Here is a 26,152-nt window from a genome sequence, read left to right on the forward strand (position 1 = left end):
GTCGGCAGGGCTTTCCCGGTTCCTTTGGATCAGGAGTTCCTGTCGTGTCTTCTTCCGCGCTCGGCAACGAGCCGCAGCCCACCGTCCCACCGGCAGCTCACCCTTCGAAAATGGCCCTGGCGGCCCGGATCGCCCTCTTGGTACTGCTGACCGCCGAGCTGATGAACATGCTCGACCAGTCGGTCGTCTTGACCGCCCTGCCGGCGATCCAGGAATCGACCGGTGCCGGACCGGTCGCGGTGCAGTGGCTGACCACCGCCTATTCACTGCCCGTCGCCGTCGGGCTGATCAGCGGGGGGCGCCTCGGCGACATCTACGGCCGCCGCAGGATCCTGCTCATCGGCACCGTCGTGTTCACCACCGCCTCGCTACTGTGCGGCCTGGCCACCGGCCCAGGGGTGCTGATCGGCGCCCGCCTGGTTCAAGGCGTCGGTGTGGCCCTGATGATCCCGCAGGTCCTGGCGACCATGCACGTCACCTTCGAAGGACAGAACCGCAGCAAGGCATTCGGCCTGTACGGGGCCGTTCTGGCCATCGCCAACGTCCTGGGCCCGGTCCTGGGCGGCGTGCTCACCCAGGCCGACCTGTTCGGGCTGTCCTGGCGGCCGGTCTTCCTGGTCAACGTGCCCGTCGGCCTCGCCGTACTTCTGCTGGGACGCAGGTTCATCCCCGAGTCGGCCGTCCGCGAGGCCGACCGGCTCGACCTGGTCGGCATGCTGCTGTCCGGCCTGGCCATCGTGCTGATCCTCTTCCCGCTCACCGAAGGCCATGCCCACGGATGGCCGCTGTGGTGCTTCGCCCTGCTCGCCGCCGGGGTCCTTGTTCTCGGTGTCTTCCTGCGCCAGCAGCGGCGCAGGCAGGGCAAAGCCCCGCTGGTGACCTTGTCCCTCTTTCGGGTCAGGCAGTTCTCCGGAGGCATGGCCGCGGACCTGCTGCACGGCCTGTTGTGCGGCCTGTTCTTCATGACCTGGACGCTGTACCTGCAGCGCGGGCTGGGCCTGAGCCCGCTTGAGGCGGCCGTGGCCTTCGTGCTGCTCTCCGTGGGGGAGCTGGGCGGCGCGACGGTCGCGGCGAAGTCCGCCGGACGTTTCGCCCGCCGTCTGCCGCAGGCCGGAGTTCTCGTCGCGACCGCCGCGATGGTCGCCTACGGGCTCCAGGTCGGCATGCACCGGGCCGATCTGTCGCTGCCGGCGATGACGGCTCCGGTGGTCCTGATCGGCTTCGGCCTGGGCATGGTCGCCGGTCCGCTCGCCGACCTGTCGCTGGCCAGGGTCTCCCACGAGGACGCCGGCTCGGCCTCGGGCTTGTTCAACACCGCCATTCACCTGGGCATCGCGCTGGGCACCGCGTTGACCGCCGTGGTGTTCTTCGCGGTCACCGGCGGCTCAGCCGACGCCGGACTCAACCGTGAGGCGTTCGTCGGCGTGCTGTGGTGGGCGGGCGGGATCCTCGGGTTGATGTGGGGCCTGATGTTCTGCCTGCCCAAGCGGGCGGACAGGGCGGGGGCGTGAGGTGACCGGGCGGCGCATCGCGACGCGGGTCGCCGGGTCGAGGAAGACGGCCTCATCGGCGAGGATCCTGGCCAGGGCGAGGGCTTCAGGGTCGTCGGCGGTGATCTCGGTGAAGCCCAGGCGGGCGTAGTAGGGGGCGTTCCACGGGACCTCGCGGAAGGTGGTGAGCGTGAGAGCGGTGTGGCCTCTCGCCGTCGCCCAGACCTGGACATGGTCGAGAAGGCCTGCTCCGATGCCCCGGCCGGCGTGGGCGGGGTCGACGCTGACCTGCTCGATGTGCGCGGCGGTCGTGAGGTCGTCGACCAGGACGAACGCGACGACGGTGTCGCCTTCCTCCGCGACCCACGAGCGGCCGGCGGCGGCGTAGTCGCCGAAGGCGGCGACGCTGGTCGGCGCGTTGTCGGCGATCTCGGACATGCCGACGGTGCGGAACGCCGCACCCGCGAGGAGCTGAAGCGCCTGGAGGCGGAGGGAATCCACCAGAGTGGCGGGGCGGATGTTGAGGCGCACAGGGTGATCTTGCGGCGGAGCGGGCGTCAGTGTCGACCGGTTTAGCGCGGAGGCCTTCGAGACCTGGTCAAGCGCCGCAAACATTACATCGAGCCGACCGAGCCCGGAAGTACGTCCAAGACGTGCAGTCGTGCGGAGTCGGCGTGGGCGCCGCAGGCGGGGCAGTGCGTCTTGCGGGCAACGTCGCCCCGTTCGAGGCTGTTGTCGGGGTACACGACGGTGAACCAGGTGGTGCACTCAAAGCAGACCTGCCGGGTCACCATCGCGAGGACCAGGCCGTCAAGCTCGGCAAGGTCTCCGGTGAGCGTCAGTGCCGGGTCGGGCCACACCGCCATCATTGGATGGCTCTTGGTTCGACTCCGAAGCTCGATGAGCGAGGGCCGATAGCGGGGACCGAGCGCTTCGGCGGCGAGGAAGTACTCGGCGGGCACATCCGGGTGCATCTCGCCTGGCGCGAGGATGTGGAGCAGGCCGTAGCGCCTGGGGTAAGTGGGCACTGCCAGAGGCTATAGGCCGGCCGCGGGGCAAGACTCTGACCTGCGGTGCGCCAGGTTCGCCAGACACCGGGGTGGCGGTTGCGGCTCGTTTTAGTTGGCGCATCGTCTGCTGGGATCGCAGACTTCTTGCCATGACCACATACCCGGATCCGGCCGAGCTCTTTCCCGATGTCGCGGCGCTGGGAAGCCTTGCGGCCGCACTGCGGAAGATCGCCGCCGAGCACGGTCTGGAGCTGGGCGATGTGCGGGCGAACGAGCGCAGCCCGATCAGCGACGCCACCGTCGAAAGCACCACACCCCGGCGAGAAGCACTCGGCATCGGCGCCGCCGCGCTGAAACGAATCTGGTGCCCCACCGGCTGGGGAATGGGCATCAGCCTGATCAGCGGCGGCTGGACCGACGACCTCGTCCAGGTCGCACGAGTAGCGCACGAGTGGCGGGCCGGGACGCCGCTGACCGAGATCCGGCAGGCCCTGCCGTTCGTGAAGGTGACCCGCCGCGGTGAAGCCGCCGAACACGGCGGTCCGGCAGCGGTGGTCGACGTCCAATGGGAGTCGATGCTAATGCGAGAGGCCGGCACCGACGAGTGGCCTCAGCACCGTGCCTTGATCGAGGCTGCGCACGCCGCACCCACACTGCGGCAGCTCTACCCGTATACGAGCATGTGGACGCTGCACTTCTCCACCACGACCGGTTACCCGTTCTCCCCGGGCATGGTCGCCCTGACCGCACCACGCGGGAAAGGGCCCTACCGGCTGAAGGCGTCCTGGAGAGGTCCGGTCCTGGCGGAGACCGCCAGCCCTGAAGAAGCCGTCGCATTGGCCGTCGCCATGATCCCCGACCACATCGGGCCAGCCATTGAAGGCCCATACCCCTATCCCGAAGATCACGCCTGACCCCACACCGCATTCTCTGCGCCAACTTGCTGAGACACACCGACGGATGCGCCGGGTTAGCTGGGACCTCGCCGGATGAAACAGGACCGGACAGCTGACTGGGCACTGCCACGGACGACGGCCGCGCTGCAACATCCACTGCCAACTCGGGTGCGCCACTGCCATAATCGCTGCCTTTCCACAGTCACACGGTCGGCCTCCGAGAATCGTGGCTTCACAACCGGCTTGACCAGGCTAAACGCTCTCAGATCGCCATAGAGGCTCGAAAGTGGTCCACCGCGGCTCGCGGTATGGGCCGAGCACGGTTCCGAACGGTTTCCGGGTGCCGCCGGCGACCGGGTCGGCCGAAGTTCCGTCGCCTTCCAGTCGGGGTCTTTTTCGTGACCGCGCTTCCCGGGGCCGCGGCTCCTCGTGGGGTCGCGGCCCGGCCGGCCGGTTCTTTCTTCGGCCTCTCGCTCCCTGATCGCTTCTCCAGGGCTGCGGTCGGTCGATCCCTCCACTATTACTTGCGGGAATCTTCATTCCCGTGAGTTACACACCAGAACCCCGACACGCCCATTAAGTATTTTTGATTTAGCTTTTCCAGTAATTCAATAATTCTGCTAGGCTGAGCCGGTGAAAACCGACATTCTCTGCAAGCACTGCGGCGCGATCGTCCCGCAGCGCGCCGGCCGCGGGCGTCCCCGGCAGTACTGCCCCGAAGGCACCTGCCAGGGCGCGGCGAAACGTGACCGGGATCTTCGGCGGGCCGCACCCGGGCTAGAGGGTGCCCTCGCACGGGCCGAGGACCTCTACGACCGCATGGAATCCGGCCTGGCGCAGGCGATCGAGCCCCTCGCCCGCGTTCTGGCCGACGAGATGAGCCCCGCCGGGGTCGAGGCCAAGATCAGCGCGGTCACCGCTGAGGCGGCCGCGCAGGTCGCCACCGCCAAGACCGACCGCGAAGACGCCTTCCGGCGCCTGCGCGACGCCCAGGCCGAGGCCACCCGACTGGCCAGAGAACACGCCGAGGAACTATCCACCCTGCGCGCCGAACTCGACGCGGCTCGCAGCGCCGCCGGCACCGCCGCCGACCAGGCTCAACGCGCCACGTCCGAACGCGAGGCCGCCGAACAGCAGGCCGAACTGGCCGAAGCTCGCGCCGCCGAGGCCGAGACGGCCGCAGCACGTGACCGGGAACTGGCCGCCGTGGCGGCCCGCGAGCGCGACGAGGCCGTCAGCGCCGCCGACCTGGCCGAGACCGCCCGTGCCGCCGCCGCACGAGCGGTCGTCGCCGCGCAGACCGAACGCGACATGGCCGCCACCGCCGCCGAGCGCGCGGCGACCCGCGCCGACGAGGCCGTCGGCCAGGCCGCCGCCGCCCGGCAGGACGCCGAACGCGCGCGCACCGCGCTCGCCGAAGCCGAGGAGTCCCGACAGCATGAGGCAGAGGAGTCGCGCGCGGCTCATCAGCGTGAGCTGGACGCGGCGCGCTCTGCCGCCGATGCGCGTGTCGCCGAGGCCGAGGCCGAGGCGGGCCGTGCGCGGACCGAGGTCGCCGGGCATCTGCGCCGGGCGCAGCAGCTCGAAGACCGTCTCGACGATCACCGTGAGCGTCTTGAGGTCGCCAAGGTGGAGGCCGCGGCCCTGCTGGAGCGCGCGGTGACCGCCGAGTTGCGCGAGCGTGCCGCGACGGCGGCGCTGGAGGCCGCCGGCGACGACGGCAAGTAGTGATCCATGGGCGGCCGCCGTGTGTTCCGACGCGCGGCGGCCGCCGGGGTCAGGTGGTTTCGGGCAGGCGCACCATCTCCACCGGCGACAGTCAGCGAAGCGCGTTCAGCTCGTCGGGGGTGCGATGGCCGCGCTCGACGTCGACGAAAGTGGTCTGGACCATGCCCGCCGGTCGTGCGAAGATCGTTCGCGCCACGCCTCATCCCCCGGGAGCAAGCATGAACGCACGGGTACTCGTGTTCGGACTCGACGGTATTCGCTTCGATCGGCTGCGGTCGGCGAAGACCCCGCACCTCGATGCGATCGCCGCGGCCGGGTTCTTGGCGCCCACCCGCATCCGCGACGTCAATCCGACCATCTCGGGGCCGTGCTGGGCGACGATCGCCACCGGCGTCCACGCCGACGAGCACGGCATCCTCGGCAACGACCTGAGCGGTCACCGCCTGGCGTCCCACCCGTGCTTCCTGGCCCGGGCGACCGCCGCCGGGCTGACCTCCTACGCCGTGGCGGCCTGGCCGCCGCTGCTGACCGGCGACTCCGGTGGCCCGATCTTTCGCCCCGAGCTGTCCTTCGTGCCCGACCCGCGTCCCGGTGAGCCCGCCGGTGGTGACCCGTTCACCGACCAGGCCGCCGCCGACCACGCCTGCGAGGTCCTGGCCGGCACCGACGTCGACGTCGCCTTCGTCTACTTCGGCGCCGTCGACGAGGTCGGCCACCATGTCGGGACCGGCCCGGAGTACGACGCCCAGATCGAGGAGACCGACGCGCGCGTCGGGCAGGTCCTGGCCGCGATCGAGGGGCGTGCGCACTACGCCGAGGAGACCTGGACGGTCCTGGCGGTCACCGATCACGGGCACGTCGACGGCGGCGGGCACGGTGGCGATTCCGACCTGGAGCGCACCGCGTGGATCGCCGGCCGCGGACCCGGTCTGCGCGGCAACGGCGTTTACGAGCACGCCGACATCCCCGTTTTGGTACTGTCGGCCCTCGGCGTGGCTCGACCTGGCTGACCGGAGGGGCGCATGTTCACCACCATCACCATCGGCGTCACCACGGGCACGTCACCGGTCGCCCACGACATCACCGTCGAGTGCGCCGCCTTCCTCAACGACAAGGCACCCGGGCGCGACGGGCTGCTCAACATCTTCGTCCCGCACGCCACGGCGGGCGTGGCGATCATGGAGACCGGCGCGCACAGCGACGACGACCTCCTGACCGCCCTGGAGGACCTGCTGCCCACCGACGACCGCTGGCGCCACCGCCACGGCAGTCCCGGCCACGGCCGCGACCACGTCGTGCCGGCCTTCATCTCCCCGCACGCGACCCTGCCGGTGGTCGCCGGGCGCATCGCGCTGGGGACCTGGCAGTCGGTGGTGCTCGTCGACACCAACGGCGACAACCCCCAGCGCACTGTCCGGCTGTCATTTCTGGGCTGAGAGCGCTTCGCGCACGGCGGGCACGACCTCGCCCGCCCAGCGCGCCAGGGCCGTGCCGGGCGGGGTCGCCCCGGCGGGGAAGTACACGAACCCCGCCGCGCCGTGCTCGACGACAGCGCCGGTGAGCTCCTCGGCCCACTGTCCGGCCGAGCCGCCGATCCAGCGCCCGTCGTCGCCCCTGGTCCGCGCCCGCGGCTTGGCGGTGATCTCACCGGGCATGTTGTAGACGGTGGCGATGTCGCCGGGGACGCGCCCGGCGGCGACGGCGGCGGCGTCGATGACCGGACGCGACTGGTGATAACGGGAGCTGAGCCAGTCGGCGGCGTGCCCGGGGATCCACCCGTCGGCGACCCTGCCGGTGGCCGCCAGCGACTTCGGCCCGACCGAGCCGGTCCAGATCGGCGGCGTCGGCGCTGGTGAGGGTTCGAGGTCGGTGACGCGGTAGTGCTCGCCGTCGAAGGTGACCGGCCGCCCGCCGCCGGTCAGCGCGCGGATGAGGGTGACGGCCTCTTCGAAGGCGGCCACGGCCGCGCCCGGTGTCAGCTTCTCCACGCCGAGGCGTGCGATGTCGTCCCACAGTCCGCCGGCGCCCATGCCCAGCACGACGCGCCCGCCGCTCAAGGCCGACAGGGACGACACCGAGCGGGCCAGCATCGGCGCCGGGCGGCTGGGCAGGTTGGTGACGCTGACCAGGCCGCTGATGCGCGAGGTGGCGCCCAGGGCGAAGCCGACGATGGAGTAGGCGTCGAGGCGGTCGGCGAAGTAGGGGTGGTCGGAGACGGTGAACAGGTCGAGACCGAGCCGGTCGGCCTCGGCGACATGCCCGATGGTCGTCTCGGCCTCGGTCACGGCCGTCGAGACGCCGATCCCGAACAATGCGCCGCGGGTCATGGGGCTTCCTTTCGATTCGGTTTCACGTTAGTTCGGTCAGCGAATCAACGCGCGCTATTCTGGCCGCATGAGCGGCGGCGGCGATGCGGAGACGATGGGCGTGGTCACCGCGCTGGTGCGCTCGACGTTCCTGGTCAACGCCGTCTACGCCGAGTCGGGCCGCGAATACGGCATCACCTCCCAGCAGGGGCAGCTGCTGTGCGTGCTGATGGCCCAGCCGTTCGGGATGAGCGAGCTCAGCGCGATGCTGGGCCTTGCCAAGTCGAGCCTGACGGGCCTGGTCGACCGCACCGCCAAGCTCGGCCTGGTGCGCCGCGAGCCGGACCCCCGCGACGGCCGCGCGGTGCGGGTCGCGCTGACCCCCGAGGGCGCGGTGCTCGCCGAGGACTTCTACGCCGAGACCTGCCGCCGCGTCGACGCGCTGTCGGCCGGGCTCGCCGAGGACGAGCGGGAGCGGCTGGCGGCGCTGCTGGGCCGCGTGGTGCGCGACAACGAGGTCCCGGTGGTGTTCCTCGAACTCGACGAGCAGCCGCCCCGGCATCGCCGATACGCCTAGCCCTCGACGCCGAACAGTTCGGCGAAGCGACCGGTGAACAGGTCTGCCCCCTTGTAGGCGCTGACGGTCGCCGCGTCGAGGAGCACCGGCCCGTCCGGTGAGGGGAACTGACCCACCCCGGCCTTCGGCCCCAGCGGCAGCAGCACCGACGGGATCGGTGAGGGCCGGTAGACCGCCTCGGGGGCGGCGCCGTCGAGACCGGCGCGGATGTTGGCGGCGACGACCTCGGCGTGCTGCATCGCGTAGCCGGCCATCTTCGCCTCGGCGAGGTCGGTGATGTCGCCCAGGGCGTAGACCTTGTCGTGGCCTTCGACATTGAGGTGCTCGGTGACCGCGACCTGCCCGGCGGCGTTGCGCGCGGTCAGGCGCCCGTCGGCGAGGTAGTCGCCGTTGACGGCCACGCCGTGGGCACGAAACCAGATGTCGGCGGTGAGCTGTCCGCCGCTGGTGGCGACGGTGAAGGTCGAGGCCCGGCCGGGCTCGACCGGCGGCTCCTCGCTCAGGGAGTGGCCGAGGAGGACTTCGATGCCCAGTTCGCCGAGCTGGTGGTGCAGGTCCTCGCGCAGGCGCTCGTCGAAGGCCGGCAGCAAGGTCTCGGCAGGGTCGATCAGGGCCACGCTCTTGCCCGGCCACACGGCCTTGATCTCACCGGCGAGTTCGAGTCCGACGGGGCCGGCTCCGACGATGAGCACGCGCGCGGCGGTGTCGAGTTCGCCGTGTGTGTCGCGCAGCCGGGCGAGCGCTTCGCGGTGGTCGTCGGTGTCCATCTTTGCGGGGTAGGGGTAGCCCGAGCCGCTGGCCAGGACGATGTAGTCGGCCTCGACCCGTTCGCCGGTGGCCAGGGTGACGCCGGCGGGGTCGACCGAGGCGGCGCGTTGCCGGATGAGGCGGCCGTGGGTGAGGAGAGTGTCGAAGGGGAAGAACATGTTCGGTGCCCAGTCGGGGCGCACGAGGGCGCGCAGGGAGCCCGCGGAGTGGACGAAGGCGTCCTTGGGGTCGATGAGGACGACGTGGGCGTGCTCGTCGAGGGCTTTGGCGAGTGCCGATCCGCCGTAGCCTCCGCCGATGACGGCGACGGTCTTGGTCATGGGTGTACACCTCTTCAAAAGTCTGTTGTTCGTACTGCGAACCATATTGGTTCGCAGTACGAACCGCAAAGGGGTGTGGGCGGCGCCACTGACCGGTTCGCATAGGGTTGGCCGATGACGACCGCCGCGCGGACCACCTGGGACGGCCTCGAGATCGCCGCCAACGAGCCGCACGGCGCCACCATCGCCGTGCGCCGCCCCGCCGGTGCCGGCGAGTTCGACTACCTCCTGCTGCACCGCGCTCATCAGGGCCCCGACTTCGACGGGCCGTGGGCGTGGACTCCGCCGGCCGGTGCCCGCCAGCCCGGCGAGGCCGTCGAGCCGGCCGCGCTGCGCGAGCTGGCCGAGGAGGCCGGCATCGGCGGCGTGGACATCCACCCGGTCGACCTGTCGGGCAACTGGGCGCGCTTCTACGCCGAGGTCCCCGCCGACGTGGCCGTCGACCTCGTCGACGCCGAGCACGACTCCTACCAGTGGGTGAGCGCCCCGCGGGCCGGGCGCATCTGCCGTCCGGCGGCCGTGGCGCGCCAGGTCCCCATCGTCGACACCATCCCCAGTGTGTCGTTCACGTTCCGCCCGGCCGGTGCCGGCGACCGCGCCGACCTGCTCGCCTGGCGCGCCGCCCCGCACATCGCGCCCTGGATCTGCGATGAGCCCACCGAAGACGCCGAGGAGCACATCGTCGTGGCCGACGGGCGCGCCGTCGGCTACGCCGAACTGCTCGGCGCGGGCGACCCGCGACTGGCGGGCGTGGCGGCCCTGGCCGGGTCGGTGTCGGTCACCTTCTATCTCGCCGACGCCGACGTGGTCTCGCGCGGCCTGGGCGCGACCTTCCTCTGGGCGTACCTGCGTCAGGTCGTCCTGCCCGCCCACCCCGGCGCCGCCTACGTCACCGCGCTTCCGGCCGCCGGTAACCGCCCCGCGCGGCGGGCTCTGGAACGCGCCGGTTTCCTCCACGCCGCCGACGTCCCCGACGGCTCGGCGATCCTGGCCGTCCATGCCATCGACCGCGCCCACTGGTTCGGCTGAACCGCGCTCGCCGAAAAACCCGGTGCGGGCGAGTGCCGGGGGTGAACATCATGGGCCATGAACGAATCGACCCTGGCTCCCGAAGTCCTCGAATACTACGACCGGGGCGGTGAGGTCACGCGCCTGACCGCTTCGGCCACCGGCCGTCTGGAGTTCCTGCGCACCCAGGACATCCTGCGCCGCCTCATCGGCCCCGAACCCGCTTCCGTCCTCGACGTCGGTGGCGGTACCGGTATCCATTCGGGCTGGCTGGCCGCCGACGGGCACGCCGTCACCCTCATCGACCCCGTCGCCTCGCAGGTCGCCATCGCCGCGAAGCTGCCCGGCGTGGACGCCCGTATCGGCGATGCCCGCGACCTGCCCGTGGCCGAGGCGTCCTTCGACGTCGTGTTGCTCATGGGTCCGCTCTACCACCTGCAGACCACCGCCGAGCGTGTGGCGGCCCTGGCCGAGGCCCGCCGTGCCGTGCGTCCGGGCGGGCTGGTCGCCGCGGCCGTGATCGGCCGCTTCGCGCCCTGGCTCGACGCGCTGCGCTGGGACCTGTTCCAGCGGGAGGGGGCCACCGGCCTGCTCGACCACGTCGCCGCCACCGGTGAGCTGCGGCCGCGCGAGAACGGCCTGCGAGACGTGTTCACCACCGCCTATACCCACCGCCCCGAGCAGGTCGCCGAGGAGTTCGCCGCCGCCGGGATGGCCGCCGAGGTCTATGCCGTCGAAGGGGCCGCCTGGCTGCCCGACACCCTCGCGGCGCTCCTGGACGACGACTCCTCCCGCGTCCGGCTCATGTCGGGGCTGCGCGACTTCGAACGCGAGGCGTCCCTGCTGGGTGCCAGCTCCCACCTGCTCGGCGCGGCCCGCGTCGCCTAGACCTTCCCCGCGCGGTGGGCGCGTGTCCACCGCGCGGGGCTGTTAGGCAGCACCGAAGGGGTTGTCGATGACGTACCTCCAGTTCCCGTCGGCGCCGCGCCTGGCCACGTCGGTGGCCGTACCGCGCACCTTCTCGTCGCCGATGACCCAGTCGACGATCAGCAGCGCCAGATCCCCGGCCTCGAACACCTTGCGCGGTGTCACCGCGATCGGCTCACCCAGTGCCAGGTGCCCGGCCAGGACGGCCGCCAGGCCCTCACCGGTCGCGGGGGCACCGTCGGCGCCGACGAGGACGGCGGTCTGTTCGTAGACCTCGGCCACGGCGGCGGGGTCGCCGTGGTTGAAGCGGGCGGCGAAGACCGCCGGGACGTCGGCGGCTCGCCGTGCGAGGGGCATGCTCATCGGGAGTTCTCCGGTCTGGTGTCATGGACGTGGCCTGCCCCGCCGACGCTAGGAGACGCGCTCGTGGCTCACCAAACCGAAACCCACGCCCCCGGTCTTCCCCCGCACGCTCTGGCGAAGGTGAACGCCCCGGCGATCGACTGCCCCGTCGAGATCGCCATGAACGCGCTGTCGGGTCGCTGGACCACCCTCGTGCTGCGCGAACTCCTCGGCGGCGAGCGCGGCTACAGCCAGCTGGCCCGGGCGTTGCCGGCCTTGTCCGACAAGGTCCTCACCGAACGGCTGCGGCACTTGGAGAGCACCGGCGTGGTGGTCCGTGAGGTGACGGCGGGGTTCCCGGTGCGGGTGTCCTACGCCCTCACCGACAGCGGCCGGCGTCTCGGTCCGGTGCTGCAGGGCCTGTGGGACTGGGGCAGCGCGCACCGGTCCTAGGAGACGGCCTCGCGGCGGGAGGCCAGCCAGCGGCGTTCGGTGTCGGTCCCGGCGAGCGCGATCGCGGCGGTGTAGGCGGCGTGGGCCTGTGCGCGCTGCCCCAGGCGGGTGTGGAGTTCGGCGCGCGCGGCGGGGAGCATGTGGTGCCCGGCCAGGGCGGTGTCGAGGCCTTCGAGGAGGGCCAGGCCGGCGGCGGGTCCTTGTGCCTCGGCGACGGCCACGGCGCGGTTGAGGCGCACCACGGGTGAGCCGGTGCGCTGTTCGAGGCGGGCGTAGAGGGCGCTGATGCGGTCCCAGTCGGTGTCGTCGGGCGTGGCGGCGGTGGCGTGGGCGGCGGCGATCTGGGCTTCGATGAGGAAGCGGCTCTCGCCGGTGCCGCGCCGGGCGTGGGCCAGCAGCCTCAGTCCTTCGTCGATGTCGTGGCGGTGCCAGGCCGAGCGGTCCTGCTCGGACAGGCGCACGAGGTCGCCGTCGGTGTCGGTGCGGGCGTCGCGGCGGGCGTGCTGGAGGAGCATCAGGGCGCGCAGGGCCGACACGTCGCGCTCGCCGGGCATGAGTTCGGCGACGACCGCGGCCAGGCGGATGGCCTCGTCGGCGAGTTCGTCGCGGGTCAGGGCGGCGCCTTCGGTGGCTTTGTAGCCTTCGGTGAACACGAGGTAGACGACGTGCAGGACGGTGTCGAGGCGTTCGTGGAGGTCGGCGGCGGCCGGGACGCGGTAGGGGACGCCGGCGGTGGCGATCTTCTTCTTGGCGCGGGTGAGGCGGGCGGCCATGGTGGCCTCGGTGACCAGGAACAGCCGGGCGATCTCGCGGGTGCGCAGGCCGGTGATGTAGCGCAAGGTGAGGGCCACGCGCGCGGCGGGTGCCAGGGCGGGGTGGCAGCAGGTGAAGATCAGGCGGAGGCGTTCGTCGGGGACGGGTCCGGTGCCGCTGGGGGCGGTGGTGTCGTCGTCGGTGATGAGCAGGGGGAGTTTGCGCATGGCGGTGGCCTGCCGGCGCCACCGGTCGGTGGCCGCGCGGCGGGCGACGGTCAGCAGCCACGCGGCGGGGTTGTCGGGGGCGTGGCCGGGGCGCCAGGTTGCCACGGCTTTGGCGTAGGCGTCGGCGAGGGCCTCTTCGGCCACGTCGAGGGAGCGGTGCTCGCCGGCGAGGAGGGCGAGCAGGCGCCCGTAGTGCGCGCGGTACGCCTGCTCGGCCGGGTGGGTCATTGGGCGGGGTGGTCCACGACGGGGCGGACTTCGACGACGGCGCCGGGCAGGGCCTTGGCGTACTCGATGGCCTCGTCGAGGTCGGCGGCCTCGACGAGGTAGAACCCGCCGAGTTGTTCGCTGGTCTCGGCGTAGGGGCCGTCGGTGAGGATGAACTCGCCGCCGCCGTCGTCGCGGACGGTGGTGGCGGCGTCGGTGGGTGCCAGTTCCTCGCCGCCGCGGACGGCGCCGCGTTCTTCGAGCATGGCGGTGAAGCGGCCGTGCTGGGCGTAGGCCTCGGTGCGGGCGGCGTCGTCGGCCAGGGCCCAGTTCTTCTCGTTGTCGTAGATGAGCAGTGCGTACTTCACGGTGTCGTCTCCTCGTGTGCGCCTGGGGTGGCTGTCACAGGGTTGACGTGCCGGGGGCGGCGGGATCGACAGGCGGCGGAGTCCTTTTTCTTCTCCGCCGCCCGCCGGGTGGTCACTTCCCGAAGGTGTCGGGGTCGGGTCCCAGGCGGCGGCCGCTGTCGAGGGCGGTGATGGCCTGGGTGTCGGCGGTGTCGAGTTCGAAGTCGAAGACGTCGATGTTCTCGGTGATGCGCGAGGGGGTGACCGACTTGGGGATGGCGACGTTTCCCAGGGTGATGTGCCAGCGCAAGACGACCTGGGCGACGGTCTTGCCGTGCTTCGCGGCGATCTCGGTCAGGGTCGGGTCGGCCAGGAGGTCCCCGCCTTGCCCCAGGGGGCTCCACGCCTCGGTGGCGATGCCGTGTTCGGCGTGGTAGGCGCGCAGCCGGCTTTGCGACAACTGCGGGTGGAGTTCGATCTGGTTGACCGCGGGCACGGTCTGGGTCTGTTCGGCGAGGCGTTCGAGGTGGGGTACCTGGAAGTTCGACACGCCGATGGCCTTCGCGCGGCCGCTCGCGGCGATCTCCTCGAAGGCCTTCCACGTCTCGACGTAGAGGTCCTTGGCGGGGATGGGCCAGTGGATGAGGTACAGGTCGACATAGTCGAGGCCGAGCTTGGCCAAAGACGCGTCGAAGGCGGCAAGGGCCTTGTCGCGGCCCTGGTCGGGGTTGGCGAGCTTGGTGGTGATGAACAGTTCGCCCCGGTCGAGGCCGGCGGCGGCCAGCGCTCGCCCGACGCCGGGTTCGTTGTGGTAGCCCGCGGCGGTGTCGATGCTGCGGTATCCGGCGTTCAAGGCGGCGGTCACGGCCGTGGTGGCCTCGTCGTCGCCGACCTGCCACACACCGAAGCCGAGCTGGGGCATGCGGGTGCCGTTGTTCAAGGTGATGCCGGGTACGTCCACTGCTGACCCCTTGGTTCGTCGATGATCGTCAAAGGCCAGGATGCCATCAAGCGTGGACGTCGGGGTCCGGTCCGTGACGCAGGTCGGCGTTCATGCCGTCGATGAGGGCCATGTCGGCCTCGGTGAGGCTGAACTCGAACACGTCGAGGTTGGCGCGCATGCGTGAAGGTGTGACGGTCTTGGGGATCAGGGCGTGGCCGGACTGGACGTGCCAGCGCAGGATGATCTGGCCGATGGTGCGTTCGTGGCGTTCGGCGAGGCCGGCGAGGGTGGCGTCGCTCATCAGGCCGCGGGCCTTGTCGAGAGGGCTCCACGCCTGGGTGACGATGCCGGCCTGGGCGTGGTGGGCGCGCAGTGCGGTCTGCGTGAGCCACGGGTGGAGTTCGATCTGGTTGACCGCCGGGACCGTCTGGGTCTGTTCGGCGAGGCGTTCGAGGTGAGGGATCTGGAAGTTCGACACGCCGATGGCCTTCGCGCGGCCGCTCGCGGCGATCTCCTCAAGCGTCCGCCACGTCTCGACGTAGGCGTCACCGGAGGGCACCGGCCAGTGGATCAGGTACAGGTCGACGTAGTCGAGGCCCAGGCGCTCCAGCGACGCGTCGAAGGCGGCCAGGGTCTTGTCGCGGCCGTGGGAGTCGTTCCAGACCTTGGTGGTCACGAACAGTTCACCCCGCTCGACGCCCGAGGCGCGGATGCCGCGCCCGACACCGGTCTCGTTGCCGTAGACGGTGGCGGTGTCGATGAGCCGGTAGCCGTACTCGATGGCCGTGGCGATCGTCGACTCGAGCGAGTCGTCGTCGCCGGCACGAGACGTGCCCAACCCGAGCTGGGGCATGCGCGAGCCGTTGTTGAGGGCCACAGTGGTCACGAGTGTTCCTTCCGGTCGGCGAGCTGACGGGCCTGCGCGGCGACGAACGCGGCGTCGACGAGAGCCCCGTGCCCGGGCACCACGATGCTGCCCGACAGGTCCGGCGCCAGCGCCGCCAGGGCCGCCACCCACCCAACGAGGTCGGCGTCGCCGGTCTGCGGTTCGGCGCCCTCCTCGACGATGTCGCCGGCCACCACGACACCATCGGTGACGACCACGACGTCGCCGGGACTGTGGGCGTGCCCCACGTGCCGCAACCGCACCTCGCGTCCGCCGAGGTCGAGTGTCGTCTCACCGGTGACGAAACGGTTCGGGGCACACGGTTCGATACCCGGCAGCTCGGCGGCCATGACCGCGTCGAGGTGCCCGTAGGCGGCCACGATCCGCTCGATCAGGCCACCGACGTCACCATTGAGGACCGCCGCGACACTGCGGTGGGCGTAGAAGTCGGCCACACCCAGCTCATCGCGCATCACGGCGTTGCCGAAGCAGTGATCGAAGTGCGCGTGGGTGTTGACCACCGCCACCGGCAGCGACGTCACCGCGCGCACCCCGGCGGCCAGCTCACGCGCCTGCGAGGGCCCCGACAGCGTGTCGACCAGCAACGCGCGCGCACCACCGGTGATCAGCGTGCAGTTGACATCGAGGACGGGGTAGCGCCACACGTGCACCCCGTCGGCCACCTCGGCGAACCCCATCCTCGAACCTCCGTCTAGTACGTCGCGGTGATCGTGCGGGCCGGACCGTCCACACGCACCCGTCCACCGTAGGGGAGCACCAGCTGCGGGTCGGTGTGACCGAAGTCGACACCGCTGACCACCAGCGCACCCGGCCGGTACTGCCCGACCGCGCGCAACACCGCCTCGGCCTGCTCGGCCTGGTAGACACGCTTGGCCTCGACGTCGTTGGGGGCCTCGAACGACCACGCCCGGGCCCGGCCGTGCAGCACGGCGTCGAAGCGGGCGAGAAGACCGCGCTCGCCGATGTTGCGCATCATGCGGTAAACGTGTTCGGCCTCGGGCATCTCCTCACTGGTCTCCACCAGCAGCACCCCGCCGTCGCCGAAGGCGCCGTCGTCGACCCGGCCGGCGGCCAGCATCATCTCGAGGATCTCCAGGCACCCGCCCCAGGTGACTCCTTCGACGACGCGGTCGGCGTGGTGCCACTGCCACGGCTCGGCCGCCTCGCTGTGCGGTTCGAGCTCGAAGGTGCCCGGGTCGGCCCAGTCGCGGCTGACGTCGTTGTAGGTCTCCGGCTCGGTCAGCGTGAACTCACCGGTGGAGAACATCGCCGCGCGCAACGAGGACTCGCTGACCGGGTGCATGGCCATCGGCCGCCCGAACTCCACCATCACCGAACCCCCGTGGAAGGCCACGATCCCCTGCCGCCACACGAAGTCGAGGAGGTTGGTGTTGTCGCTGTAGCCGAAGAAGCGCTTGGGATTGGCCGCGATGACACCTGCGTCGAGGTGCCCGGTCACGGTGATCTGGTCGTCACCGCCGATGCTGGCGATCACGCCCTTGATGTCGGGGTCCGCGAAGGCGGCGTTGACATCACGCGCCCGGTCACGGGGGTCACTGCCCATGACACGAGTCGTGGGGTACTCCACCGGCTCCAGCCCGAACGCGCGCAGCCGCTCCAGTCCCAGATCGAAGGGGAGCGGCAGAACGCCCGGAAGGCCCGCCCCCGCCGAGATCACGGCGATCTTGTCGCCTGGCTGCAAAGGTGGAGGGTACTGGTGTTCGATCATGGGCCAGACCCTAACCCGCCCACCTCCTGCGGGGCACGACAATAAACCCATGCTCGACTACGACACCGAAGCCGCCGTCTACGACGCCACCCGAGGCGGCCCACAACGCGCCGAGCAAGCCGCCGCAGCCATCGCCGGCCTCATCGGCGAACAAGGACCCGTCATCGACATCGGCGGCGGCACCGGCATCGTCGCCGCCGCCCTGACCACCCCCGGCCGTCCCGTCCTGGTCGCCGACGCCTCCACCGGCATGCTCACCGCCGCCCACACCCGCCTGCCCGGCCGCGCCGTACGCGCCGACGCGCTCGCCCTGCCGTTTCGCGACGCGTCGGTACCGGCGGTGATCTGCGTGTGGCTGCTGCACCTGCTGCCACACGCCACCGCCGAGGCCGTCTGCGCCGAGGCCGCCCGGGTCCTGGCGCCCGGCGGGGTGTTCGCCACCACCGTCGACAAGGCCGCCGCCCACGACACCGGCAGCGACCTCGACATCATCCTGCGCGATCTGCGCCGCGCCGCGGGCGCCGACTCCCGCGCCGCAGACGACCACGCCCACCTCGGCCGCCACTGCGCCGCCCTCGGCCTGACCGAGGCGGCCACGACCACCTTCACCGGCACCGGCCAAGGCCGCACCCCCGCCACCCTCATCGCCCACCTGCGCGACGGCCGCCGCTTCGCCTGGATGGGCGACCTGCCCGCCGAGGCCGTCGGCGCCGCCCTTGCCGCCCTGGCCGCCCTCCCCGGACAGCACACCCGGCGCCCCGACCCCCGCTACACGCTCGCCTCCTGGACCACCCGGGTCGGGGCGCCGCCCTTGCCGCCCTGGCCGCCCTCCCCGGACAGCACACCCGGCGCCCCGACCCCCGCTACACGCTCGCCTCCTGGACCACCCCCTAGGGACACCCGCCTCGGGGAACGATCAGGGAAGCGCCCACCCGCAGCACGACGCGCCCCGCCCCCACGCCGGACACCATGGAAGACACAACCGCCGACAAGGGAGCAGCCATGAACAACCTCACCCGCCCCGCAGGAGGCCGCGTCATCGCCGGCGTCTGCGCCGCACTCGCCGACCGCTTCGGCATGAGCCCCACCACCGTGCGGGTCCTGGCGATCGCCTCACTCCTCCTGCCGGGCACCCAGGTCCTGCTCTACCTGGCCCTGTGGATCCTCATCCCCGGCGAGGACACCGCCACCGGACCCGCCACCGCCTGACCACGCGTTCGCCCACCGCGAACGCCCTCGCCGCGGCGAGCCTCCACCGGGCAGGCTCGCCGGCATGACCATCGCCGTGCTGTCCGACATCCACGGGGTCCTCCCCGCCCTCGACGCCGTCCTCGCCGAACCCGACGTCACAGCAGCCGACCACATCGTCGTGACCGGCGACGTCGCCGCCGGGCCCCAGCCGACCGAAGTCCTCGACCGGCTTGCCGCCCTCGGCGAGCGCGTCACCTGCGTCCGCGGCAACGCCGACCGCGAACTGGCCGACTGGCACCCCGACACCACCACCGCCTACCCCGACGCGATCAGCCCATGGGCGGCGGCGCGACTGGGCGAGCACCACCGCGCGTGGATGAACTCCTGGCCGGCGACGGTCACGTTGCCCGTCGAAGGACTGGGGGAGGTGCTGTTCTGCCACGCCACACCCCGCGACGACACCGAGATGCTGCTGGTCGACTCACGCCCCGGGCGCTACCTCGACGTCCTGGCCGGCGTTTCGGCCTCGGTGACCACGATCGTGTGCGGCCACACGCACATGCCCTTCGTGCGACTTGCGGCAAACCGCACGGTCGTCAACCCCGGCGCCGTCGGCATGCCCTATGGGCCGCCCGGCGCCTACTGGGCACTGCTGGGACCGGGCGTGACCCTGCGCAGGACGCCCCTGGACGCCGACGCCGTCTGCGCGCAGGTCCGCGCCGCATCCAGCTACCGCGACGTCGAGGCCTGGACCGATGAGTACCTGCGCGGCCGCTACAGCGACCTCGACGCCCTGGAGGTCTTCGCCCGCCTCGACGGACGCGACTCAGCCGCCGCCTGAACTCGCCGCCGCCGAGGCGGTCACCGACGCCATCACCGCGGCCATCACCGCCGCCTGGGTCGCCTCGATGGCCTTGCGCGTCGCCTCGCTCGCCCACCCGTTCTCGGCGACCGCCTTGATCGCCTTGCGGGCGGCGCTGCCGCTCATGCCCGGCAATGCGGCCTTGTGCAGCGACGTCGCCCGCACCAGCCCCGCCAGCGCCGCCGTGCGCGCGTCGGAGGCCACCCCATTGCCCGCCGCCCGCGTCAACCGCTCACGGGCTTGATTCTCGGCGGCCATGTCCACCGCCGGGTAGTACCGGTAGGGGATCACACCGAGGAACTTGTGCTTCTCCTCGCGCAGCACACCGGCCTCGACCAGCCCTTCGCGCACCCGCGGCAGCAGACCCTTCGACAGTTTGTTCACCCACGCCTGCGCGCTGCGCGGCTTGTCGGCACCGATGACCGCCAAAGCCTCATCGGCGAAGGCGTACCCGATCGGCGAGGCGTCGACGACGGCCACTTTCTTGCCTTCCAGTGCGATCCGCTCCCGCTGCGCCAGCTCCAAAAGCAGCGCCCCGGCCACCCCCAGCTCCAGACTCGTGGCCCGATTGCGGCCGGTGGCGTCGTCGTAGGCGATCAGCGTCAGTTCCTCTGCCAGCCCCAGCGAAATCATGCCGTCAAAGGTACGACACCGCCCGACACGAACGCCAGAACCTCCGCATAGCCCGGTTCGTACCCGTCCACAGTGTCCACACGCAACGTCGGCACGGCCAGACCCAACGGCCCGTACGCCGCGAAGTCCGGCCCACCCCCGGCCAGACGCTCGGCATCGAAATGGCAAGGATGACGCCCACCGGCGGCCACCCGCGCGGCATACCGCTGCGCGCACACCTCCACCGGCGCCACGCACTCCACCACCACACCCGCCGCCACCGCCAGCAACGGCGCCAAATCAGCCCTCGCCCGCCCGGCGTGAAACGCCGACTCCACCACCACCGGCACCCCACGCCCGGCCAACTGCGACGCCACCGAATACAACACCCGCACCGCCGCCAGCCCCACCCGCCCGCTCTCACCCACACCCGACACGCCCACCGCGTCGGCGATCGTCTCCTTCAACGCGTCCTTGGCCAGCAACACCCACCCCAGATCACCCGCCAGCCGACGCGACAACGTCGTCTTCCCCGAACCCGGCGCACCGGCCACCAACACCACCCTCGACATGCGCGCCACCATAATCACCCCATGCCCACCGTCACGCTCATCCGCCACGCCATGCCCCACGTCGACCCCACCACCGACCCCGCCCAATGGCACCTCACCGACCACGCCCGCACACAGGCCGCCGCACTCGCCCTCCCCTCAGGGCCGCGCCACCACGTCGCCAGCGACGAGGCCAAGGCCATCGAGACCCTGCGCGAACTCACCACCGGCCCCATAACCGCAGACGCCCGCTTCGGCGAAGTCCACCGCCCCCGGGCCCGCGACGGCCACACCCACCGCACCCTGGCCGCCGCCTACCTCGCCGGCACCACCCACCCCGGATGGGAACCCCGCGACCACGTCGCCGCCCGCTTCGCCGCGGCGATCGCCGACCACCTGGCCACCGCCGGCACCGCCCACCTGATCGTGGCCACCCACGGCATGGCCATGACCATCTGGCTGGCAACCATCACCGACATGCCCGACCCCGTCGCCTACTGGCGAGCCCTGGCCTTCCCCGACGTGATCACCGCCGCACTACCGGCACACTGGCACCCCCGGCCGCCAGCAACCACCTGATCCGCGAGCGCATCTTGGCCGCCAGCGACGCCATCGCCGCGTCGTCGACGTCCACCGGCCCCTCCGAGACGTCGGCGACACCCGGCTTGACATGCCAGTGGACATGGCCCGCCGCGCCCGTCACCGACACCCGCAGGCCATCGGCCTCCACGTACTCGCCCAGCGCACGGCCCGCCGCGTACAGCACCCGCTGCAACGAGGCGAACTCCTCCATCGAGAAGTCCGACACCACATGCTCGCGATGCGCCACCGGCGCCACCAGCACATGCCCCTCACACCAGGGGAAGCGGTTCAAGAACACGATGGTGGCCGCGTCCCGGTAGGCCACGTGATGGGCGAAGTCCGGGTTACCGGCCACCAGTTCGCACACGAAGCAGGCGCCGGCCACACCCGCGGCGGCCGACACCTCGTTCCAACCTGTCACGGCACTCATCCAAGAATTCAATCGCACCCAAGGCCCCACGCCCATCCTGACCTCGCCCCCGACGCGAAACCGTGACCCGATCACTCCCGCGCAACCCCACCGGGGGAGTCCTCCACCGCACCCGACCACCGCGCCGCCGCACTTCCCGCCTCCGGATCGAGCCCCCGCAGCACACCACGAAACACCGACCGCAACCGATCCACCTCACCGGCCTCCAGCGCGTCGAACAGCAACCGCCGCACCGTCTCCACATGCCCCGGAGCCGCCGCCACCACCACCGCCAGCCCCTCCTCGGTCAACCGCGCCATCGTCGTGCGCCGATCACCCGCACGCCGCTCCCGGCACACCCACCCCGACTCCTCCAAACGCGACACCGCGTGCGACAACCGCGACGCCGAACCCCGCACCGTCCCCGCCAGCTCCGTCATCGTCAACTCCCGCCCCGGAGCCTCCGACAACGCCGACAAGATCATGTAATAGGCGTGCGGAATCCCCGCGTCACGCTGCAACTGCCGATCGAGCTCCTCGAACAGCAAGCGCGAACTCCACAGATAAGCCCGCCACAACTCCTGCTCGCCCTCGTCGAGCCACCGCACATCACCCATGACCGCCACCCTAACCCAATAGTTGAACTCTCAAGTAAACCGCGTTAACCTCACACTTGAACCCTCAACAAAACCCGGAGCACCCCATGCGCACACCCGCCCTCTACCTCAGCCACGGCGCACCCCCACTCGCCGACGACCCCACCTGGACCCGCCAACTCGCCGACTGGTCGACCCACCTACCCCACCCCACCGCCATCCTCATCGTCTCCGCCCACTGGGAAGCCGCACCCCTCACCATCGGCGCCACCCACACCACCCCACTCGTCTACGACTTCTGGGGCTTCCCACAGCACTACTACGACGTCACCTACACCCCACCCGGCGCACCCGCACTCGCCACCGAGATCGGCCGCCTCCTCGACGGCCGCGTCCACCAAGACCCCGAACGCGGACTCGACCACGGCGCCTACGTACCCCTCGTCGAGATGTACCCCGACGCCGACATCCCCACGCTGCAGATCTCCATGCCCACCCTCGACCCGCAAGAACTGTTCGACCTCGGCCGCAAACTCGCGCCCCTGCGCGACCAAGGCGTACTCATCATCGGCAGCGGCTTCACCACCCACAACCTCCGCGAGATCGACCCCCACGCCGGCGACAACGCGCCCGCCTGGTCGAAGGAGTTCGACGAGTGGACCGACCTGGCCGTCACCACCCGCGACATCGACGCCCTCATCGACTTCCAGCGCAAAGCACCCGCCGCCCACATCGCCCACCCCCGCACCGAGCACTACGCACCCCTTTTCGTCGCACTCGGCGCCAGCGACGACAAACCCCTGCGCCAACGGGCCGTCGTGGACGGATACTGGTACGGACTGGCGAAACGGTCCTTCCAGTTCGACTAGACCGCGACACCGCCGCCGGGCCACGCCCGCGCTCACCCATGCGACGTCGCCGGCGTACCTGAATCCACAGTCTCACCCGAGGCGTCACCGGCCTGACAGGGTCACGCGATCCAGTGCACCCGCCGGTCGGCCGCCGAGACCACCGCACCACCGTCGAGAACCCCCGCCAAACGCTGCACCGCCTCCCGCAACACCTCACCAGGCAGACTGAACGGCACTCGCAGACGCTGCTCGAACACCCCCGGATCGGTCCCGAAACAGCCCCCGCTCTCGATGCGCACCCCACGCCCCAGAGCACGCTCCGCCAGCACCGACGCCACCGGCGCCCCCACATCCACCCACAACGACAACCCACCCGGAGGCACCCGCCACGTCCACCCCGGCACCTGCTCGCCCAGCGCCGCCATCAAAACCGCCCGCCGCTCCCGCAGCACCGAGAGGCGCTCGGCCAGCGAGCCGCCCGAACGCTCCAGCAGCGCCAGCGCCACCAACTGATCCAGCACCGAGCCGCCCATGTCCACCGCGACCCGCTGCGCCGCCAGCTCCCGCACCAGCCGCGCCGAAGCCCGCACCCACCCCACGCGCAGTCCACCCCAGTGCGTCTTGCTCATCGAGCCGATCGTCACCACCTGACCCGCACCCGCCATCGAGGCCATCGGCGGGGGAGCGGCCACGTCGAGCGCCAACTCGGCCATCGTCTCGTCCACCACCAGCCAGGTCCCCGACCGGGCCGCCGCGGCCAGCACCCTCGCCCGCTCCTCGGGTGGCATCAGGCACCCGGTGGGGTTGTGGAAGTCGGGGATCAGATAGGCCAACTGCGGGACCACCTGACGCAAGGTCGACTCGACGATCTCGACGTCCCAGCCCTCGTCGGTCACCGGCACCGAAACCGTCCGCAGACGCGCCCGCCGGATCGCCTCCAGCGCGTTCGGGTACGACGGGTTCTCCACCATCACCCGGTCACCCGGCCCGGCCAGCAGGCCCAGCACCAGGGTCAGCGCGTGCTGCGCGCCCGAGGTGATCAGAACCTGCTCCGGCGTGGTCGCCAGGCCCCGTGCGGTGAAACGCTCGGCGACGAGCGCGCGCAGCTCGGGAAGCCCGAACGGATGGTAACCCGGGGTCCGCGCGTGCTCGGCCAGCCGAGGCCCCGCCAGCGCCAGCGCCTCGGCCAAGACGTCTTCGGGAATCCCCGGCGCGGCCCGCGCGAGATCGATCGCCGCCTCATCGGAGCCGAGCAGCCGCCGCACGGCACGAGGCGCCCGACCCTCCGGCAGCGCCGTCCAGGTGCCGGCACCGCGCCGGCTGCGAGCGAACCCGTTGGCGCGCAGCAGGTCGTAGACCGCCGTCACCGTCGTACGACTCGTCCCCAAAGCCGCGGCGAGCTCCCGCTCGGCGGGCAGGCGGACATGCAGCCCGACGCGGCCGTCGAGGATCAAGGCGCCTATCGCCTCCGCCCAGTGACGATAGGCGGGACCCGGCCCTTCCGGAGACGCCAGCAGCCCCGCCAGACGTCGACTGCCCATCACCGGTTCGCCCGTACCGACCATGCCACTCACCTCGAATTGGCCAAGCATTCCAGGCCAATCAGCCTACAGACTCGGTCCAATGGCCCCCAAGATCTCGGTCGCGTACGTACCGCTGACCCACCACCCCGCCAAGCGGATCACCCAGCTCCTCGCCGGTCTCCTGCTCTACGGCATCAGCACCGCCATGACCATCCGCGCCTCCCTGGGGCTCAACCCGTGGAGCGTGCTCAACGAAGGCGTCGAACGGCACGTCCCGCTCAGCTTCGGCATGGTGAGCGCCCTGATCGGCGCTCTCGTACTGCTGCTGTGGATCCCGCTGCGGCAGCTGCCGCGACTGGGCACGGTCGCCAACATCCTCGTGCTCGCGGTGGCCTTCGACGTCGGACTCTGGCTGATCCCCGCGGACGGCGGGTGGGCGTGGCGGGTGGTGTTGCTGGTAGCCGGGATCGTGCTGAACGGGTTGTCGATCGCGGTGTACGTGGGGGCGCGGCTCGGGCCGGGGCCAAGGGACGGACTGATGACGGGCGCGGCGGCGAGGAGCGGGCGGTCGATTCGGCTGACGAGGACGGTGATCGAGCTGACGGTGCTGGTGGTGGGGTGGGTGCTCGGCGGGACCGTCGGGGTGGGCACGGTCGCCTACGCATTGGGGATCGGGCCGGTGACGCAGTTGTTCATGGCGCGGTTCACGTACCGGCCGGCGGGGGAGAGCCGGGAGGATCGGACGGCTCGGAATGGGGGAGAGGCGGCAGGGGTGGGCAGATGAGAGAGATTCCGACATATCGGGCGGCAATGGTCGGGGGAGTGAAGTGCTCACGAGGAGGATGACCGGGGGACGGCGAGGACGGTGCCGATGGCCGTGGCGAGGTCGGCGGCGAAACCGGGCGGCACGTGCCGGTGAGACCAGGTACTGAAGGCGTCACGGAAGGCGGCGAGATCATTGTGGACGGCGGCCAGGTGAGCGGTCAGGTCGGCTCGCGGGATGTCGACGCACGAGGAGGTCGCGCGAGCGGCGCCACCGTCCTGCCAGAGACGGAAGTGGCCGGCGAGGAACGCGAACTCGGGTGTGGGGTCGTGGCCCAGCCAAGGCTCATTTCCCTGAAGCAGCGACTTCCAGTCCCGCCAGTCCTCGAGACCGGAGCAGCAACCGGGGGAGATCGACTGACCCGCCGAGTCGTCGTGGACCTGGATGCCGCCGGGGATGAGAAGACACTCTTCGGCAAGGAGGGCCGCGGCGATCTCCGCAGGAGCGGCGGACGGTGCGATGTCGAGCGGGGCTGCGAGGATGGCGAGAAAGAGGCCGAAGTCGCCGTCGCGGCAGTCCGGGCCGAGCGTGAGCCATGAGCCGAGTGGCATGTCGGTGACCGGCCACGGTGGGCGGGCTTCGAGCGGCGTCCACGGGACTTCGACCACCGCGCGGAAGACGATCACGCGGTAATTGTCGCGCGTCTCGTCGCTAGAGCGTTCGTGGACACCGAGGGCGAACTCGGCCGCGTGGAGGGTGGGTAGTTCCGGGGAGGGGCCGGAACTTTACATATTGACATAATGGTGATTATCAAGCGCGAATTCAGGTTGACCGGAAGGGGTTCGACCGCCACTTGAACCCAACTCGAACCCAGGGCCTCGTGCACCCGCTTTGCGCATGCGACAGCGTACGTCCGCTGCAGCCACAGGTGTCAGTGGCGCGCCGGGCGCGCGAAAGTCCCTGTGCTGACGGCGGGACGTTTCTCGGGCTACTCGAATGGGTTTCGCGATCCACGTCCGAAGATCCACTTTGGTGGCATCGACTCCGGGGCCTCGCGGCGGTCGACGACTGGGCGGTGACAGACCTCCGACGCAATCGCCCTGCGCGACTCCCGACCGACCCTGTCGCCCTGCACTCCCCTTCAAGCCATCCCAAATCAGACACCGAGCCCGAAAGCCTCCGTAATTTCCGCATAACTATCCTTATGCGGAATCTAGGTAGAAACCAGGAGAGAGGGCATCACTCGTCACTCGTCGGCCGGGCGACCCCGCTGT

At 71.0% G+C, this 26,152-nt stretch carries 31 protein-coding genes and 1 pseudogene; 15 read left to right on the plus strand and 17 right to left on the minus strand.

Translation table 11 applies throughout. The features are described 5' to 3' along the window. Positions 1-110 precede the first annotated feature (110 nt). On the plus strand, positions 111-1,511 hold the full coding sequence (locus AB0I28_RS04195; protein ID WP_357489214.1) for an MFS transporter: 1,401 nt from the start codon (positions 111-113) through the stop codon (positions 1,509-1,511). Positions 1,512-1,622: 111 nt separating this feature from the next. Here the strand turns inward: AB0I28_RS04195 and AB0I28_RS04200 are convergent. Continuing rightward, positions 1,623-2,105 (minus strand): annotated as a pseudogene (locus tag AB0I28_RS04200) (GNAT family N-acetyltransferase); the annotation flags it as partial. Then, positions 2,105-2,518: a hypothetical protein gene (locus AB0I28_RS04205; RefSeq protein WP_357489215.1), complete on the minus strand. Its 414-nt coding sequence runs from the start codon at positions 2,516-2,518 to the stop codon at positions 2,105-2,107. The pseudogene AB0I28_RS04200 and the gene AB0I28_RS04205, both read right to left, overlap by 1 nt. A gap of 131 nt (positions 2,519-2,649) precedes the next feature. Here AB0I28_RS04205 and AB0I28_RS04210 point away from each other — a divergent pair, with 131 nt between their 5' ends. The 4 genes from AB0I28_RS04210 (at position 2,650) to AB0I28_RS04225 (ending at position 6,560) form a co-directional block, all read left to right on the plus strand. Continuing rightward, the gene (locus AB0I28_RS04210) at positions 2,650-3,414 is read left to right on the plus strand and encodes a DUF6193 family natural product biosynthesis protein (protein ID WP_357489216.1); all 765 of its coding nucleotides are present in this window, start codon (positions 2,650-2,652) and stop codon (positions 3,412-3,414) included. 615 nt (positions 3,415-4,029) lie between these two features. Then, entirely contained in the window at positions 4,030-5,124 is a 1,095-nt protein-coding gene (locus tag AB0I28_RS04215; protein ID WP_357489217.1) for a hypothetical protein, read from the plus strand. A 218-nt stretch (positions 5,125-5,342) separates the two neighbouring features. Then, positions 5,343-6,134, plus strand: coding sequence for an alkaline phosphatase family protein (locus tag AB0I28_RS04220; protein ID WP_357489218.1), 792 nt, complete (start codon positions 5,343-5,345; stop codon positions 6,132-6,134). 12 nt (positions 6,135-6,146) lie between these two features. Next, positions 6,147-6,560: a secondary thiamine-phosphate synthase enzyme YjbQ gene (locus tag AB0I28_RS04225; protein WP_357489219.1), complete on the plus strand. Its 414-nt coding sequence runs from the start codon at positions 6,147-6,149 to the stop codon at positions 6,558-6,560. Here AB0I28_RS04225 and AB0I28_RS04230 read toward each other — a convergent pair. Beyond that, a complete protein-coding gene (locus AB0I28_RS04230) occupies positions 6,546-7,451 on the minus strand; it encodes an LLM class flavin-dependent oxidoreductase (protein WP_357489220.1) in 906 nt (301 codons plus the stop codon). The two genes, AB0I28_RS04225 and AB0I28_RS04230, sit on opposite strands and share 15 nt — an antisense overlap. A 67-nt stretch (positions 7,452-7,518) precedes the next feature. Between AB0I28_RS04230 and AB0I28_RS04235 the strand changes: the two genes are divergently transcribed. After that, positions 7,519-8,007 (plus strand): MarR family transcriptional regulator, encoded by a 489-nt coding sequence (locus AB0I28_RS04235; RefSeq protein ID WP_357489221.1) that lies wholly within the window; start codon positions 7,519-7,521, stop codon positions 8,005-8,007. On the opposite strand, the gene AB0I28_RS04240 is transcribed toward AB0I28_RS04235, so the two are convergent. Further along, complete coding sequence (locus tag AB0I28_RS04240) at positions 8,004-9,095, minus strand: FAD-dependent oxidoreductase (RefSeq protein WP_357489222.1); 1,092 nt, start codon at positions 9,093-9,095, stop codon at positions 8,004-8,006. The genes AB0I28_RS04235 and AB0I28_RS04240 overlap by 4 nt on opposite strands. A 114-nt stretch (positions 9,096-9,209) precedes the next feature. On the opposite strand from AB0I28_RS04240, the gene AB0I28_RS04245 reads away from it, so the two are divergent. Continuing rightward, positions 9,210-10,124 (plus strand): GNAT family N-acetyltransferase, encoded by a 915-nt coding sequence (locus AB0I28_RS04245; protein WP_357489223.1) that lies wholly within the window; start codon positions 9,210-9,212, stop codon positions 10,122-10,124. 57 nt (positions 10,125-10,181) lie between these two features. Then, on the plus strand, positions 10,182-10,991 hold the full coding sequence (locus tag AB0I28_RS04250) for a methyltransferase domain-containing protein (RefSeq protein ID WP_357489224.1): 810 nt from the start codon (positions 10,182-10,184) through the stop codon (positions 10,989-10,991). A gap of 42 nt (positions 10,992-11,033) precedes the next feature. Here the strand turns inward: AB0I28_RS04250 and AB0I28_RS04255 are convergent, their stop codons facing one another. Beyond that, a complete protein-coding gene (locus AB0I28_RS04255) occupies positions 11,034-11,393 on the minus strand; it encodes a DUF4440 domain-containing protein (RefSeq protein ID WP_357489225.1) in 360 nt (119 codons plus the stop codon). A 63-nt stretch (positions 11,394-11,456) separates the two neighbouring features. Between AB0I28_RS04255 and AB0I28_RS04260 the strand changes: the two genes are divergently transcribed. Next, positions 11,457-11,825 carry a helix-turn-helix domain-containing protein gene (locus AB0I28_RS04260; protein ID WP_357489226.1) on the plus strand — a complete coding sequence of 123 codons (369 nt, stop codon included), beginning with the start codon at positions 11,457-11,459 and terminating at the stop codon, positions 11,823-11,825. Here AB0I28_RS04260 and AB0I28_RS04265 read toward each other — a convergent pair. From AB0I28_RS04265 to AB0I28_RS04290, 6 genes are all read right to left on the minus strand, one after another. Further along, on the minus strand, positions 11,822-13,033 hold the full coding sequence (locus AB0I28_RS04265) for a sigma-70 family RNA polymerase sigma factor (RefSeq protein ID WP_357489227.1): 1,212 nt from the start codon (positions 13,031-13,033) through the stop codon (positions 11,822-11,824). The genes AB0I28_RS04260 and AB0I28_RS04265 overlap by 4 nt on opposite strands. Beyond that, positions 13,030-13,380, minus strand: coding sequence for a YciI family protein (locus AB0I28_RS04270; RefSeq protein ID WP_357489228.1), 351 nt, complete (start codon positions 13,378-13,380; stop codon positions 13,030-13,032). The genes AB0I28_RS04265 and AB0I28_RS04270 overlap by 4 nt, the downstream gene beginning before the upstream one ends. 112 nt (positions 13,381-13,492) lie before the next feature. After that, complete coding sequence (locus tag AB0I28_RS04275; protein WP_357489319.1) at positions 13,493-14,281, minus strand: aldo/keto reductase; 789 nt, start codon at positions 14,279-14,281, stop codon at positions 13,493-13,495. An 85-nt stretch (positions 14,282-14,366) separates the two neighbouring features. Then, positions 14,367-15,188, minus strand: coding sequence for an aldo/keto reductase (locus AB0I28_RS04280; RefSeq protein WP_357489229.1), 822 nt, complete (start codon positions 15,186-15,188; stop codon positions 14,367-14,369). After that, positions 15,185-15,886: an MBL fold metallo-hydrolase gene (locus AB0I28_RS04285; RefSeq protein WP_357489230.1), complete on the minus strand. Its 702-nt coding sequence runs from the start codon at positions 15,884-15,886 to the stop codon at positions 15,185-15,187. Before AB0I28_RS04285 ends, AB0I28_RS04280 begins: the two co-directional genes overlap by 4 nt. A gap of 14 nt (positions 15,887-15,900) precedes the next feature. Next, a complete protein-coding gene (locus tag AB0I28_RS04290; RefSeq protein ID WP_357489231.1) occupies positions 15,901-16,938 on the minus strand; it encodes a S66 peptidase family protein in 1,038 nt (345 codons plus the stop codon). Positions 16,939-16,987: 49 nt separating this feature from the next. Between AB0I28_RS04290 and AB0I28_RS04295 the strand changes: the two genes are divergently transcribed. From AB0I28_RS04295 to AB0I28_RS04305, 3 genes are all read left to right on the plus strand, one after another. Further along, entirely contained in the window at positions 16,988-17,944 is a 957-nt protein-coding gene (locus tag AB0I28_RS04295; protein WP_357489232.1) for a class I SAM-dependent methyltransferase, read from the plus strand. Beyond that, positions 17,941-18,147: a PspC domain-containing protein gene (locus tag AB0I28_RS04300; protein ID WP_357489233.1), complete on the plus strand. Its 207-nt coding sequence runs from the start codon at positions 17,941-17,943 to the stop codon at positions 18,145-18,147. The genes AB0I28_RS04295 and AB0I28_RS04300 overlap by 4 nt, the downstream gene beginning before the upstream one ends. A gap of 64 nt (positions 18,148-18,211) precedes the next feature. Further along, complete coding sequence (locus AB0I28_RS04305; RefSeq protein WP_357489234.1) at positions 18,212-18,970, plus strand: metallophosphoesterase family protein; 759 nt, start codon at positions 18,212-18,214, stop codon at positions 18,968-18,970. Here the strand turns inward: AB0I28_RS04305 and AB0I28_RS04310 are convergent. Together AB0I28_RS04310 and AB0I28_RS04315 are read right to left on the minus strand one after the other, a co-directional pair. Next, positions 18,956-19,624 (minus strand): GPP34 family phosphoprotein, encoded by a 669-nt coding sequence (locus AB0I28_RS04310; RefSeq protein ID WP_357489235.1) that lies wholly within the window; start codon positions 19,622-19,624, stop codon positions 18,956-18,958. The genes AB0I28_RS04305 and AB0I28_RS04310 overlap by 15 nt on opposite strands. Beyond that, positions 19,621-20,175: an ATP-binding protein gene (locus AB0I28_RS04315; protein ID WP_357489236.1), complete on the minus strand. Its 555-nt coding sequence runs from the start codon at positions 20,173-20,175 to the stop codon at positions 19,621-19,623. Before AB0I28_RS04315 ends, AB0I28_RS04310 begins: the two co-directional genes overlap by 4 nt. 21 nt (positions 20,176-20,196) lie before the next feature. On the opposite strand from AB0I28_RS04315, the gene AB0I28_RS04320 reads away from it, so the two are divergent. Continuing rightward, a complete protein-coding gene (locus AB0I28_RS04320; protein WP_357489237.1) occupies positions 20,197-20,733 on the plus strand; it encodes a histidine phosphatase family protein in 537 nt (178 codons plus the stop codon). Here the strand turns inward: AB0I28_RS04320 and AB0I28_RS04325 are convergent. Beyond that, positions 20,681-21,166 carry an HIT family protein gene (locus AB0I28_RS04325; protein WP_357489238.1) on the minus strand — a complete coding sequence of 162 codons (486 nt, stop codon included), beginning with the start codon at positions 21,164-21,166 and terminating at the stop codon, positions 20,681-20,683. The genes AB0I28_RS04320 and AB0I28_RS04325 overlap by 53 nt on opposite strands. Positions 21,167-21,237: 71 nt before the next feature. After that, positions 21,238-21,762 carry a MarR family transcriptional regulator gene (locus AB0I28_RS04330; protein ID WP_357489321.1) on the minus strand — a complete coding sequence of 175 codons (525 nt, stop codon included), beginning with the start codon at positions 21,760-21,762 and terminating at the stop codon, positions 21,238-21,240. Between the two features lie 86 nt (positions 21,763-21,848). Between AB0I28_RS04330 and AB0I28_RS04335 the strand changes: the two genes are divergently transcribed. Beyond that, positions 21,849-22,610, plus strand: a complete 762-nt coding sequence (locus AB0I28_RS04335) for a class III extradiol ring-cleavage dioxygenase (protein WP_357489239.1) — start codon at positions 21,849-21,851, stop codon at positions 22,608-22,610. A 101-nt stretch (positions 22,611-22,711) separates the two neighbouring features. On the opposite strand, the gene AB0I28_RS04340 is transcribed toward AB0I28_RS04335, so the two are convergent. Beyond that, positions 22,712-24,157 carry a PLP-dependent aminotransferase family protein gene (locus AB0I28_RS04340; protein ID WP_357489240.1) on the minus strand — a complete coding sequence of 482 codons (1,446 nt, stop codon included), beginning with the start codon at positions 24,155-24,157 and terminating at the stop codon, positions 22,712-22,714. 58 nt (positions 24,158-24,215) lie between these two features. Here AB0I28_RS04340 and AB0I28_RS04345 point away from each other — a divergent pair, with 58 nt between their 5' ends. Then, complete coding sequence (locus AB0I28_RS04345; protein ID WP_357489241.1) at positions 24,216-24,899, plus strand: hypothetical protein; 684 nt, start codon at positions 24,216-24,218, stop codon at positions 24,897-24,899. Positions 24,900-24,946: 47 nt separating this feature from the next. Here the strand turns inward: AB0I28_RS04345 and AB0I28_RS04350 are convergent, their stop codons facing one another. Further along, positions 24,947-25,564, minus strand: coding sequence for a hypothetical protein (locus AB0I28_RS04350; RefSeq protein ID WP_357489242.1), 618 nt, complete (start codon positions 25,562-25,564; stop codon positions 24,947-24,949). Positions 25,565-26,152: the final 588 nt, after the last annotated feature.

The organism is Phytomonospora sp. NPDC050363, assembly GCF_040655735.1.
In the GTDB taxonomy this organism is placed as follows: Bacteria; Actinomycetota; Actinomycetes; order Mycobacteriales; family Micromonosporaceae; genus Phytomonospora.